The organism is Pseudomonas sp. NPDC089392 (genome assembly GCF_044749595.1).
GTDB lineage: Bacteria > Pseudomonadota > Gammaproteobacteria > Pseudomonadales > Pseudomonadaceae > Aquipseudomonas.
On record NZ_JBIVIF010000005.1, the window covers coordinates 1 to 13,310 of the forward strand.

General features: G+C 62.9%; 12 protein-coding genes. 3 read left to right on the plus strand and 9 right to left on the minus strand.

Annotated elements, in window-relative coordinates:
• From ACIP1G_RS06905 to rpsB, 9 genes are all read right to left on the minus strand, one after another.
• A partial coding sequence (locus ACIP1G_RS06905; protein WP_400734937.1) for a POTRA domain-containing protein occupies window positions 1-574 on the minus strand: 574 nt, incomplete at its 3' end.
• Window positions 575-647: 73 nt separating this feature from the next.
• Window positions 648-2,000: an RIP metalloprotease RseP gene (gene rseP, locus ACIP1G_RS06910; protein WP_400734939.1), complete on the minus strand. Its 1,353-nt coding sequence runs from the start codon at window positions 1,998-2,000 to the stop codon at window positions 648-650.
• Between the two features lie 70 nt (window positions 2,001-2,070).
• Window positions 2,071-3,261 carry a 1-deoxy-D-xylulose-5-phosphate reductoisomerase gene (ispC, locus tag ACIP1G_RS06915; protein ID WP_400734941.1) on the minus strand — a complete coding sequence of 397 codons (1,191 nt, stop codon included), beginning with the start codon at window positions 3,259-3,261 and terminating at the stop codon, window positions 2,071-2,073.
• Entirely contained in the window at window positions 3,258-4,073 is an 816-nt protein-coding gene (locus ACIP1G_RS06920; protein WP_400734943.1) for a phosphatidate cytidylyltransferase, read from the minus strand. The genes ispC and ACIP1G_RS06920 overlap by 4 nt, the downstream gene beginning before the upstream one ends.
• Window positions 4,073-4,828, minus strand: a complete 756-nt coding sequence (gene uppS, locus ACIP1G_RS06925; RefSeq protein WP_400734945.1) for a polyprenyl diphosphate synthase — start codon at window positions 4,826-4,828, stop codon at window positions 4,073-4,075. The genes ACIP1G_RS06920 and uppS overlap by 1 nt, the downstream gene beginning before the upstream one ends.
• Before the next feature lie 15 nt (window positions 4,829-4,843).
• Window positions 4,844-5,401, minus strand: a complete 558-nt coding sequence (gene frr, locus ACIP1G_RS06930; RefSeq protein WP_400734947.1) for a ribosome recycling factor — start codon at window positions 5,399-5,401, stop codon at window positions 4,844-4,846.
• A complete protein-coding gene (gene pyrH / locus ACIP1G_RS06935; protein ID WP_201203084.1) occupies window positions 5,398-6,141 on the minus strand; it encodes a UMP kinase in 744 nt (247 codons plus the stop codon). The genes frr and pyrH overlap by 4 nt, the downstream gene beginning before the upstream one ends.
• A gap of 180 nt (window positions 6,142-6,321) precedes the next feature.
• Window positions 6,322-7,185, minus strand: coding sequence for a translation elongation factor Ts (tsf, locus tag ACIP1G_RS06940; RefSeq protein WP_400734949.1), 864 nt, complete (start codon window positions 7,183-7,185; stop codon window positions 6,322-6,324).
• Between the two features lie 185 nt (window positions 7,186-7,370).
• On the minus strand, window positions 7,371-8,108 hold the full coding sequence (rpsB, locus tag ACIP1G_RS06945) for a 30S ribosomal protein S2 (RefSeq protein ID WP_016501167.1): 738 nt from the start codon (window positions 8,106-8,108) through the stop codon (window positions 7,371-7,373).
• Window positions 8,109-8,454: 346 nt separating this feature from the next.
• On the opposite strand from rpsB, the gene map reads away from it, so the two are divergent.
• From map to dapC, 3 genes are read left to right on the plus strand one after another with little or no spacing between them, the layout of a single operon-like run.
• A complete protein-coding gene (gene map, locus ACIP1G_RS06950; RefSeq protein ID WP_346644351.1) occupies window positions 8,455-9,237 on the plus strand; it encodes a type I methionyl aminopeptidase in 783 nt (260 codons plus the stop codon).
• A gap of 41 nt (window positions 9,238-9,278) precedes the next feature.
• Window positions 9,279-11,981 carry a [protein-PII] uridylyltransferase gene (locus tag ACIP1G_RS06955; RefSeq protein ID WP_400734951.1) on the plus strand — a complete coding sequence of 901 codons (2,703 nt, stop codon included), beginning with the start codon at window positions 9,279-9,281 and terminating at the stop codon, window positions 11,979-11,981.
• Between the two features lie 30 nt (window positions 11,982-12,011).
• Window positions 12,012-13,208: a succinyldiaminopimelate transaminase gene (dapC, locus tag ACIP1G_RS06960; protein WP_400734953.1), complete on the plus strand. Its 1,197-nt coding sequence runs from the start codon at window positions 12,012-12,014 to the stop codon at window positions 13,206-13,208.
• Window positions 13,209-13,310 lie beyond the last annotated feature (102 nt).

Sequence of the window (13,310 nt, forward strand, 5' to 3'; positions counted from 1 at the left end):
GGGTTTCATCGTCGAACACGTTGTTGCCAACGATGTTGATGTGCTGGATGGCGGCGACGGTGCCTTCGTTGATCTTGATCTTCAGTGCCACGCGGTTGCGCGGCTGCGGCACCACCTCGGCGTCGACCTCGGCCGAGTAGCGGCCCTGGGCCACGTACTGGCGCTGCAGCTCGTTACGCACGCCTTCGAGGGTGGCACGCTGGAAAATTTCGCCTTCGGCCAGGCCCGACTGTTTCAGGCCCTTCATCAGGTCTTCAGTGCTGATCGCCTTGTTGCCTTCGATCTCGATGCTCGACACCGACGGGCGCTCGACCACGTTGATGATCAGGACATTGCCATCGCGGTTCAGCTGGATGTCCTGGAAGAAACCGGTCTTGAACAGGGAACGGGTCGAGTCCACCAGGCGGCGGTCATCAGCCTGGTCGCCGACGTTCAGCGGCAAGGCACCGAAGACACTGCCGGCGGAAACCCGCTGCAGGCCGTTGACGCGAATATCGGAGATGGTGAAGGACTCGGCGTGAACTTCAGCGATCATCAGTGCGGACATGACCGCAGTTAGCAGCAGACGTTTCATGAAGTCCTTTTATTCCAACTGGCAATAAACAACCCGCCGCTTCAACACGGCAGGTTCGCAATTGAGCGAAGCTTTATAGTCGACCCAGATCGTTGATCAGGGCGAGCAACATCACCCCAATGACCAAACTGATACCGATCTGGACCCCCCAACCTTGCACCCGATCTGACAGCGGACGACCGCGCGCCCACTCGACCAGGTAAAACAGCAAATGCCCCCCATCCAGTACCGGGATGGGCAGCAGGTTAAGAACCCCCAGGCTTATGCTCAGGTAGGCCAGGAAATTCAGGAAATCCCCCACGCCGGACTGGGCTGAAGCGCCCGCCACTTTAGCAATGGTTATCGGTCCGCTCAAGTTTTTTACCGAGAGCTCTCCGAACAGCATTTTCTTCAGCGATTCAAGGGTCAGGACGCTCATGTTCCAGGTGCGCGACAAGCCCTCACCCACCGCATCCAGCGGGCCGTAGCTGACTTCGCGAAGCATGCTGGCAGGCCATTCGCCACCTTTTACCCCGGCACCCAGATAGCCGCCGGCGGCCTTGCCTTCACCCTTGCGCGCCAGGGTGACCGGCACGTCCAGGGCCGCGCCATCGCGCTCCACATGCACCACCACCTTGGCATCCGGGCGAGCACGCACGCTGTCGACCACCTGCTGCCATTCGGTCACTGCCACGCCATCGACAGCCAGCAGTTTGTCACCCGTTTTCAGGCCCGCAGCGGCAGCCGGCCCCTTCGGGTCGATCTCGGCCAGAACCGGCACGATAGCCGGACGCCAAGGGTGCAACCCCAGGGATTGAATCGGGTCCGGCTCGTCGGCGCCCTTGAGCCAGCTGTCCAGTTTCACCTGCAGCTGGCGCTCGGCGCTGGCGCCTTCATCACGCACGCCAACCTGCAAGGTGCCGCTCTCGCCCAGGCGGCGAACCAGCTGCAGGTTGACGGCCGACCAGCCGTTGGTCGGTTTGCCGTCGACCGAGACGATTTCCTGACCTGCGGTCAAACCGGCCGAGGCCGCCAGGCTGCCAGCATCCACCGCACCGATTACCGGGCGAACCTGCTGGGTGCCCAGCATTGCCAGCACCCAGAAGAACAGGATGGCCAGCAGGAAGTTGGCGATCGGGCCCGCCGCGACAATAGCGATACGCTGGCGCACGGACTTGCGGTTGAACGACTGCCCGGCCAGCGCTGGCGGCACGTCGCCTTCGCGCTCGTCGAGCATCTTGACGTAGCCACCCAGCGGAATCGCCGCAACCACAAACTCGGTGCCATGGCGATCATGCCAACGCAACAGCGGCGTGCCGAAGCCCACCGAGAAGCGCAGCACCTTGACGCCGCAGCGGCGCGCCACCCAGAAGTGGCCAAATTCATGGAAAGTGACCAGCACACCCAAGGCCACGAGGGTGCCGATAATCATGTAGAGCGCTGTCATGTCCATCTCCGAATGATGTTCAGCGGGCCGGCGTATACCCAGCCCCCTCGCGAACCGTAGTGGGCCTGCATCAGCGACCGTGACGCCTCAGCCACTCACGGGAAAGCTCCCGGGCACGCTGGTCGGCGGCGAACACCGCGTCCAGCGACGGCAGCGGCACGACGGGCTCCTGATCGAGCACCTGTTCGATCATACCCGCGATCTCCGGGAAGCGGATACGCCGCTGGAGAAATGCCTCGACCGCGACCTCGTTGGCCGCGTTGAGCACGGCCGGTGCACTGTTGCCGGCCTCGGCAGCCTGCCGCGCCAGGCGCAGGCAAGGGAAGCGCTGTTCGTCGGGGGCCTGGAAATCCAGACGGGCGATGGCGAACAGGTCCAGCGGGGCCACCCCGGAGTCGATCCGCTCGGGCCAGGCCAGGGCATTGGCAATCGGCGTGCGCATGTCCGGGTTACCCAGCTGCGCCAGCACCGAACCGTCCACGTAGTCCACCAGGGAGTGGATCACGCTCTGCGGGTGCACCACCACCTCGACCTTGGCCGGCACGGCATCGAACAGCCAGCAGGCTTCGATCAGCTCCAGGCCCTTGTTCATCATGCTGGCCGAATCCACGGAAATCTTGCGCCCCATGGACCAGTTGGGGTGCGCGCAGGCCTGCTCAGGCGTGACGTCCAGCAACGCTTCGGTGGGTGTCTCGCGGAACGGGCCACCCGAGGCGGTGAGCATGATCCGGCGCACGCCAACGGCGCTCAGGCCGCGGGCGTAGTCACCCGGCATGCACTGGAAGATCGCGTTGTGCTCGCTGTCGATTGGCAGCAGCACGGCACCACTACGCCGCACCGCCTCCATGAACAGGGCCCCGGACATCACCAGGGCTTCCTTGTTGGCCAGCAAGACCTTCTTGCCCGCCTCGACCGCCGCCAGGGTGGGACGCAGCCCGGCAGCGCCGACGATGGCCGCCATCACCGCGTCCACCTCCGACGCGGCAGCCACCTGGCACAGCCCGGCCTCGCCTTCCAGCACCTCGGTGACACAACCCGCCGCGGCCAGGTTTTCACGCAGCCGTGCGGCCGCCTCGGCGCTCGGCACCACGGCAAACGCCGGGCGATGGCGCACGCACAGGGCCAGCAGCTCGTCGATACGCGAATAGCCGCTCAGGGCAAACGCCTGGTAGCGGTCGGGGTGGCGCGCGATGACATCCAGCGTGCTCAGGCCGATGGAGCCAGTGGCGCCGAGCACGGTAATACGCTGCGGGCGACTCACATCGCACCCCATTCGGCAGCCCACAACAGCACGGCGAAAATCGGGATCGCCGCGGTCAGGCTGTCGATGCGATCAAGCACGCCTCCATGGCCGGGCAGCAGGTTGCTGCTGTCCTTGATGCCGGAACGGCGCTTGAACATGCTCTCGGTCAGGTCACCGACCACCGACGACATGACCACTAGCGCGGCGCCCAGCAGGCCCAGCAGGATCTGGCCGAAGCCCCAGTCGCGGCTGATGCCGACCACCAAGGTAATCACCAGGCTGACGCCCAGGCCGCCATATACGCCTTCCCAGCTCTTGCCCGGGCTGACCTGCGGCGCCAGCTTGCGCTTGCCGAAAGCACGGCCAGAGAAGTACGCGCCAATATCGGCAGTCCAGACCAGCACCATGACCGACAGGATCAGCCAGTTACCCAGCGGCCAGTGCTTGAGCAGCACCAGCCCCTGCCAGGCCGGCAGCAACACCAGCAGGCCGATCAGCAGCCGACAGGCGGCACTGGCCCACAGCTCGCTGCTGCGCGGGTACGTAAGCACCAGCCAGGTGGCCAGCCCCCACCAGATCACCGCAGCGCCCAGCACCCAGGGCGCCAGCTCCGGAAGCAGGTGAAGCAGCATCAGCGCCCCACCAACGACCACGGCATAGGCGATACGCAGCGGCTGGGCCATCAGCCCCGCCAGACGCGCCCACTCCCAGGCACCGAGGGTCACCACGAAGCCGATGAACAGGGCGAAATCCCCACCATTGAGCAGGAAAAAGCCACCCAGCGCGATCGGCAGCAGGATCAGCGCGGTAATGATGCGTTGTTTAAGCATTAAGCACGAGCTCCAGCCTCGACCTGCTCGCTGGTCTTACCGAAGCGGCGCTGGCGCGAAGCGAAATCGGCCAGGGCTTTGCGCATGGCCTCGTGTTTGAAGTCCGGCCAGTACAGGTCGGAGAAGTACAACTCGGCGTAGGCCAGCTGCCACAGCAGGAAGTTGCTGATGCGGTGCTCGCCACCGGTGCGAATGCACAAGTCCGGCAGCGGCAGTTCACCGGTTGCCAGACAGGTCTGCAGCAGGCCCGGAGTGATGTCTTCCGGGCGCAAGTGCCCGGCCTGCACTTCCCGCGCCAGGCGCTGGGCAGCCTGGGCGATATCCCACTGGCCACCGTAGTTGGCCGCGATTTGCAGGATGAATCGGTTGCTGCCGGCGGTCAGTGCTTCGGCCTCGCGCATGGCAACCTGCAGCTCAGGGTGGAAACGCGAACGGTCACCGATGATGCGCAGGCTGATGTTGTTTTCGTTGAGGCGCCTGGCCTCACGGCGCAGGGCCGAGAAGAACAACTCCATCAGCGCACCGACCTCTTCGGCTGGGCGCTGCCAGTTTTCGCTGGAGAACGCGAACAGGGTCAGTACCTCGACCCCGGACTCGGCACAGACTTCGATGACCGCGCGAACGGCGTCGACACCCGCCTTGTGCCCGGCAACGCCGGGCAGCAGGCGTTTTTTCGCCCAGCGGTTGTTGCCATCCATGATGATCGCGACATGACGCGGCACCGAGGACGGCGCCGCTGGCTTGGTCTTTTCCATTAAAAAACCCCGGCCTTAAACGGCCATCAGGTCCTTTTCCTTGGCTTTGAAGGCAGCATCGACTTCGGCAACGAACTTGTCGGTCAGCTTCTGGATTTCGTCAGCAGCGCGACGCTCGTCGTCTTCGCTGATTTCCTTGTCCTTGGTCAGCTTCTTCAGGTCGGCAAGGGCGTCGCGACGCACGTTACGCACGGCTACCTTGGCGTCCTCGGCAACACCACTGGCCTGCTTGGTGTAGCCCTTGCGGGTTTCCTCGGTCAGGGCCGGCATCGGCACGCGGATGGTGGTACCGGCGCTCATCGGGTTCAGACCCAGGTCGGAGTTCAGGATGGCCTTTTCGATGGCGGCGCTGAGGTTCTTGTCGTGGGCGACGATCTTCAGGGTGCGGGCATCTTCGACCGAAATCGCGGCCACCTGGTTCAGCGGCATTTCGCTGCCCCAGGCAGTGACCTTGACGGTGTCCAGGATGCTTGGGTGAGCGCGACCAGTGCGGATTGCCGCCAGGTTGCGACCCAGGGCCTCAAGGGACTTGGTCATGCGCTCCTGCGCGTTATTCTTGATGTCGTTGATCATGCTTGGCCTTCCTCGATCAAAGTGCCTTCGGCGCCACCCACTACAATGTTCAGCAGGGAGCCAGGCTTGTTCATGTTGAATACCCGCAGCGGCATCTTGTGGTCACGGCACAGGCAGATCGCGGTCAAGTCCATGACACCGAGCTTGCGATCCAGGACCTCATCGTAGGTCAGGTGATCGAACTTCTCGGCATGCGGGTCCTTGAATGGATCAGCCGTGTAGACGCCGTCGACCTTGGTCGCCTTCAGCACCACATCTGCATCGATTTCGATGCCGCGCAGGCACGCTGCGGAGTCGGTGGTGAAGAACGGGTTACCGGTACCGGCGGAGAAAATTACCACATCCCCGGAGTTGAGGTGGCGAATAGCTTTGCGACGATCGTAATGATCGGTGACACCGACCATGGAAATGGCCGACATGACCAGGGCCGGGATGTTCGAACGCTCCAGCGCGTCGCGCATGGCCAGGCCGTTCATCACGGTGGCCAGCATGCCCATGTGGTCACCGGTGACGCGGTCCATGCCGGCTGCGCTGAGCGCGGCGCCGCGGAACAGGTTGCCACCACCGATCACCAGGCCGACCTGGACACCGATCCCTACCAGCTGGCCAACTTCAAGGGCCATGCGATCCAGCACCTTCGGGTCGATCCCGAAGTCTTCCGAGCCCATCAGGGCCTCGCCGCTAAGTTTGAGCAAAATGCGTTTATAGCGAGGTTGGCGACCACTCACCTGCTGAGCCATTGCGAGTCTCTCCTGCGGCGTACTTTTAGAAAATTCGTGCGAGCCGTTTTCGGCTTGCTAACTGTAGCGTGGCACCGTTTTGGTGCCAGCGGCGCCGGGCTTTATAAACCCTTCGCCGTTTTGACAAAGAGGCTGCGCGCGTGAGCGGGCAGCCTCTTTGGGGCGACAGACGGGGCTGTCTTACTGCTTGGCAGCAGCTACCTGAGCGGCAACTTCAGCAGCGAAGTCGTCGACTGGCTTCTCGATGCCTTCGCCTACTTTGAAGTAGGTGAAGGAAACGATTTCAGCACCGGCTTTCTTGGCCAGATCGCCAACTTTGACTTCCGGGTTCATGACGAAGGCTTGCTCTTTCAGCGAAGCTTCGGCTTTGAACTTGGTGATACGACCGTTGATCATGTTCTCAACGATGTTTTCCGGCTTGCCGGCGATCTTGTCGGCGTTCAGCTGCAGGAAGACGCCCTTCTCGCGCTCGATGGCCTCGGCGGAGATTTCCGACGAATCCAGGAACTCTGGGTTCGAAGCTGCAACGTGCATGGCGATGTTCTTGGCCAGCTCGACGTCGCCGCCTTTCAGGACAACAACGGCACCGATCTTGTTGCCGTGCAGGTAGGCACCGACAACGTCACCCTCAACGCGCACCAGGCGACGGATGTTGACGTTCTCGCCGCACTTGGCAACCAGGGCTTCACGAGCAGCTTCACGCGAAGCGATCAGCGGAGCAGCGTCGGTCAGCTTCTGGGCGAAGGCTTCTTCGAGGCTTTCGGCAACGAAGTTCTTGAAGTCGTCTTGCAGGGCCAGGAAGTCGGTCTGCGAGTTCACTTCCAGCAGTACGGCGGATTTACCGTCGGTCTTGACCGCGATAGCGCCTTCAGCAGCGACGTTGCCAGCCTTTTTGGCGGCCTTGATGGCGCCCGAGGCACGCATGTCGTCAATGGCTTTCTCGATGTCGCCGCCGGCCTTTTCCAGGGCCTTCTTGCAATCCATCATGCCTTCGCCGGTACGCTCGCGCAGTTCTTTGACCAGCGCTGCAGTAATTGCTGCCATTTCAAAATCCTCTTGGAAAGTTTTTCAACCATTCCACCCGCTTGTCACGGGCGTTAAATTCTGCAAATCCGCTGACTTCATTCAGCAGGCCCATGATGAGGGGCCGATGCTGACAGCAGGATTTCAAGGTGGCAAAAAGGGGGCAAAGCCCCCTTTTTGCGTGCCAAGTAGACGCTAGCGCCTAATTACTCAGCAGCAGGTGCAGCCGCTTCTTCAACATAGACTTCGGTGCCGCCAGCAACGTTGTTGCGGCCGCGGATGATGGCGTCAGCCATCGAAGTCATGTACAGCTCGATAGCGCGGATGGCGTCATCGTTACCTGGGATGATGTAGTCAACACCTTCTGGGCTGCTGTTGGTATCGACAACGCCGATAACCGGGATGCCCAGCTTGTTGGCTTCGGTGATAGCAATGCGCTCGTGGTCAACGTCGATCACGAACAGGGCATCAGGCAGGCCGCCCATGTCCTTGATACCACCCAGGCTGCGGTCCAGCTTTTCCAGATCGCGCGAACGCATCAGGGCTTCTTTCTTGGTCAGCTTGGCAAAGGTGCCATCTTCGGCCTGGGTTTCCAGGTCGCGCAGACGCTTGATCGAAGCACGGATGGTTTTGTAGTTGGTCAGCATGCCGCCCAACCAGCGGTGGTCAACGTATGGCGAACCGGCACGAGCAGCTTGCTCGGCGACGATCTTGCCGGCGGAACGCTTGGTGCCGACGAACATGATCTTGTTCTTGCCCTGAGCCAGACGTTCTACGAAAGCCAGAGCTTCGTTGAACATTGGCAGGGTTTTTTCCAGGTTGATGATGTGGATCTTGTTACGCGCGCCGAAAATGTACTTGCCCATTTTCGGGTTCCAGTAACGGGTCTGGTGGCCGAAGTGCACACCGGCCTTCAGCATATCGCGCATATTGACTTGGGACATGATAGTTCCTTGGTAAGTCGGGTTGGGCCTCCACGCATCCCAATGACCAACCCGCACCTGCGAACAGGTCGGGCACCCAGGTCATCGTGTCGACACGTGTGTGGGTTTGGTACTTCCGGGGTCGTCCCCGAAAGCGGCGCATTTTATACCACAGACCGCAGCCGAACGGAACCCGGATACTGTTGCGTCCGTCAGCGGTTTTTGCAGCACCCTGGGTTTCGCGCCAGAATGCCAGCTGTAGACAGCAGCATGGCCGCCTTTATCCCGACCGATCGGCGCCCTGCTCTGCTAGAATCCGGCCTTTCCCGTTTGTTCGCGCCGTGCACGGCGCCGTAGAGAGCCTGTAATGACCGTCACCATCAAGACCGCAGAAGACATCGAGAAGATGCGCATCGCTGGCCGCCTGGCCGCCGACGTGCTGGAAATGATCGAAGAACACGTCAAGCCCGGTATCACCACCGAAGAGCTCGACCGCCTGTGCCACGACTATATCGTCAACGTCCAGCAGGCCATCCCGGCACCGCTCAACTACAAGGGCTACCCGAAGTCGATCTGCACCTCGATCAACCATGTGGTCTGCCACGGCATCCCCAACGACAAGCCGCTCAAGGACGGTGACACGCTGAACATCGACGTCACCGTGATCAAGGATGGCTACCACGGCGACACCAGCCGCATGTTCCACGTCGGCAGCGTGCCGGTATGGGCCGAGCGCCTGTCCAAGGTTACCCAGGAGTGCATGTACAAGGCCATCGAGCTGGTCAAGCCGGGCTGCCGCCTGGGCGACATCGGCGAAGTGATCCAGAAGCACGCGGAAAAGAACGGTTTCTCGGTGGTACGCGAGTTCTGCGGCCACGGCATCGGCAAGGTGTTCCACGAAGAACCGCAAATCCTCCACTACGGCCGTGCCGGCACCGGCATGGAGCTGAAAGAAGGCATGACCTTCACCATCGAGCCGATGATCAACCAGGGCAAGGCCGACACCAAGGTGCTGGGCGACGGCTGGACCGCCATCACCAAGGACCGCAAGCTCTCGGCCCAGTGGGAGCACACCCTGGTGGTGACCGCGACCGGCTACGAGATCTTCACCCTGCGCAAGGACGACACCATCCCGCGCACCTCGGCCTGACCGCACCCCGACAGGCCACCCCACGACAGGAACGTGACGCGATGCCCCAGGTGGACCCCGAGCTGTTCGACCGCGGCCAGTTCCAGGCGGAACTGGCCCTCAAGGCGAGCCCTATCGCCGCCTTCAAGAAAGCCATCCGCCTGGCGGGCGAGGTGCTCGACAGGCGCTTTCGCGCTGGCGGTGAAATCCGCCCGCTGATCGAGGCCCGCGCCTGGCTCGTCGACAATATCCTGCAACAGGCCTGGAACCAGTTCGAATGGGGCGACCAGGCCGGTATCGCCCTGGTCGCAGTGGGCGGCTACGGGCGCGGTGAACTGCACCCGCATTCGGACATCGACCTGCTGATTTTGCTGGGCGCGGCCGAGCATGAGCAGTACCGCGACGCTATCGAGCGCTTTCTGACCTTACTGTGGGACATCGGCCTGGAAGTGGGCCAGAGCGTGCGCACCGTCGACGAGTGCGCCGAACAGGCCCGCGCCGACCTGACGGTCATCACCAACCTGATGGAAAGCCGCACCATTGCCGGCCCCGAGGCCCTGCGCCAGCGCATGCTGGAAGTGACCAGCACTGCGCACATGTGGCAAAGCAAGGAGTTCTTCCTGGCCAAGCGCGCCGAGCTCAAGGCCCGCCACCACAAGTACAACGACACCGAGTACAACCTGGAGCCCAACGTCAAGGGTTCGCCCGGTGGCCTGCGCGACATCCAGACGGTGCTGTGGGTAGCCCGCCGCCAGTACGGTACACTCAACCTGCATGCGTTGGCCGGCGAAGGCTTCTTGCTGGAAAGCGAAAACGAGCTGCTGGCCTCGTCCCAGGACTTCCTGTGGAAGGTGCGCTACGCCCTGCACATGCTGGCCGGGCGCGCTGAAGACCGCCTGCTGTTCGACCACCAGCGCAGCATTGCCGCATTGCTGGGCTACAGCGGCGACAACCCCAAGCAGGCGATCGAGCAGTTCATGCAGCAGTATTACCGGGTGGTGATGAGCATCAGCCAGCTGTGCGACCTGATCATCCAGCACTTCGAGGAGGTCATCCTCGCCGACGATGACAGCGGTAGCACCCAGCCACTGAATGCGCGCTTCCGCCTGCACGACGGCTATATCGAAGCCGCCAACCCGAACGTGTTCAAGCGCACGCCGTTCGCCATGCTGGAAATTTTCGTGCTGATGGCCCAGCACCCGGAGATCAAGGGGGTGCGCGCCGATACCGTGCGCCTGCTGCGTGAGCACCGCCACCTGATCGATGACACCTTCCGCACCGATATCCGCAACACCAGCCTGTTCATCGAGCTGTTCAAGTGCGAAATCGGCATCCACCGCAACCTGCGGCGGATGAACCGCTACGGCATCCTCGGCCGCTACCTGCCAGAGTTCGGCCTGATCGTCGGGCAAATGCAGCACGACCTGTTCCACATCTATACGGTCGATGCGCACACCCTCAACCTCATCAAGCACCTGCGCAAGCTACAGTACACGCCGGTGTCCGAGAAATTCCCGCTGGCCAGCAAGCTCATGGGGCGCCTGCCCAAACCCGAGCTGATCTACCTGGCCGGCCTGTACCACGACATAGGCAAAGGCCGTAAAGGTGACCACTCCGAGCTGGGCGCGGTGGATGCGCAGAAGTTCTGCGAACGCCACCAGTTGCCGGCCTGGGACAGCCGGCTGATCGTCTGGCTGGTACAGAACCACCTGGTGATGTCGACCACCGCCCAGCGCAAGGACTTGTCCGACCCGCAGGTAATCAACGATTTTGCCCTGCACGTGGGCGACGAGACGCGCCTGGACTACCTCTATGTGCTGACCGTGGCCGATATCAACGCCACCAACCCCAGCCTGTGGAACTCGTGGCGGGCCAGCCTGCTGCGCCAGCTCTACACCGAGACCAAGCGCGCTCTGCGCCGCGGCCTGGAAAACCCGCTGGACCGCGAAGAGCAGATTCGCCAGACCCAGTCCGCGGCGCTGGACATCCTGGTGCGCGAGGGCACCGACCCGGACGACGTCGAGCAACTGTGGTCGCAGCTGGGGGATGACTACTTCCTCAAGCACAACGCCGCCGACGTAGCCTGGCATACCGACGCGATACTGCAGCAGCCAGCCGATGGCGGGCCGCTGGTACTGATCAAGGAAACCACCCAGCGTGAATTCGAGGGCGGTACGCAGATCTTCATCTACGCCCCCGACCAGCACGACTTCTTCGCGGTGACGGTGGCAGCCATGTCGCAGTTGAACCTGAACATTCACGATGCGCGGATCATCACCTCGAGCAGCCAGTTCACCCTCGACACCTATATCGTGCTGGACAACGACGGCGGCTCGATCGGCGACAATCCGCAACGGGTGCGGCAGATTCGCGACGGCCTGACCGAAGCACTGCGCAACCCCGAGGACTACCCGACCATCATCCAGCGCCGGGTACCGCGCCAGCTCAAGCACTTCGACTTCCCGCCGCAGGTGACCATCCTCAACGATGCCCAACGGCCAGTGACCATCCTCGAAATTACCGCGCCAGACCGCCCGGGGCTGCTGGCTCGGCTGGGGCGGATCTTCCTGGAGTTCGACCTGTCGCTGCAGAACGCCAAGATCGCCACCCTTGGCGAGCGCGTGGAAGACGTGTTCTTCATCACCGATGCCGACAACCAGCCGCTGTCCGACCCGCAGCTGTGCAGCCGCCTGCAGGAGGCTATCGTGCAGCAGCTACAGGCCGGCCAAGGCAGCGACGCCAGCCCGACCCGCGTGACCTTTTAACGATTAGACGATTGACGAGACCTTGCGCCGATGAACCATGCCTTGACCCAGCTTCAGCCCTACCCGTTCGAAAAGCTCCGCGCCCTGCTGGGCAGCGTGAAGCCTGCGGCAGACAAACGCGCCATCGCCCTGTCGATCGGTGAGCCGAAGCATGAATCGCCGGCATTCGTCGCCCAGGCCATGGCCGACAACCTCGACAAGCTGGCGGTGTACCCCAGCACCATCGGCCTGCCGGCCCTGCGCCAGGCCATCGGCCAGTGGTGCGAGCGACGCTTTGGCGTGCCGGCCGGCTGGCTGGACGCCGACCGCCACATCCTGCCGGTCAATGGCACGCGTGAAGCACTGTTCGCGTTTACCCAGGCCGTGGTCAACCGCGCCGATGACGGCCTGGTGGTCAGCCCCAACCCGTTCTATCAAATCTACGAAGGCGCAGCGCTGCTGGCCGGGGCTACCCCGCACTACCTGCCATGCCTGGAAAACAACGGCTTCAACCCCGACTTCGACGCTGTGCCGGCCGAAGTGTGGAAGCGTTGCCAGATCCTGTTCCTCTGCTCGCCGGGCAACCCCACTGGCGCGCTGGTGCCGATGGACACCCTGAAGAAGCTGATTGCCCTGGCCGACGAGCACGATTTCGTGATCGCCGCCGACGAGTGCTACAGCGAGCTGTACTTTGACGAAGACGCGCCGCCACCGGGCCTGCTGAGCGCTTGTGCCGAGCTTGGCCGTAGCGATTTCAAGCGCTGCGTGGTGTTCCACAGCCTGTCCAAGCGCTCCAACCTGCCAGGCCTGCGCTCGGGCTTCGTCGCCGGCGATGCCGAGATCATCAAGCCGTTCCTGCTGTACCGCACCTACCATGGCTGCGCCATGCCGGTACAAACCCAGCTGGCCAGCATCGCCGCCTGGCAGGACGAGGCGCATGTGCGCGAGAACCGCGACCAGTATCGCGCCAAGTACGATGCCGTGCTGGATATCCTGCAGCCGGTGATGGACGTGCAGCGCCCGGATGGCAGCTTCTACCTCTGGGCCAAGGTGCCGGGCGGCGATGCCGAGTTCACCCGTGACCTGTTCGAGGCCCAGCATGTGACAGTGGTGCCGGGGTCTTACCTGTCGCGCGAGGTGGATGGCGTGAACCCGGGCGCCGGGCGTGTGCGCATGGCACTGGTTGCACCACTTGCCGAGTGCATCGAGGCGGCGGAGCGGATCCGCGCATTCCTGCAAACCCGCTGAATGGATCGGGGGGGCGCTTTGCGCCCCTTTCGCGACACAAGGCCGCTCCTACAGGGGTACGCGAAACACCTGTAGGAGCGGCCTTGTGTCGCGATCGGGCTG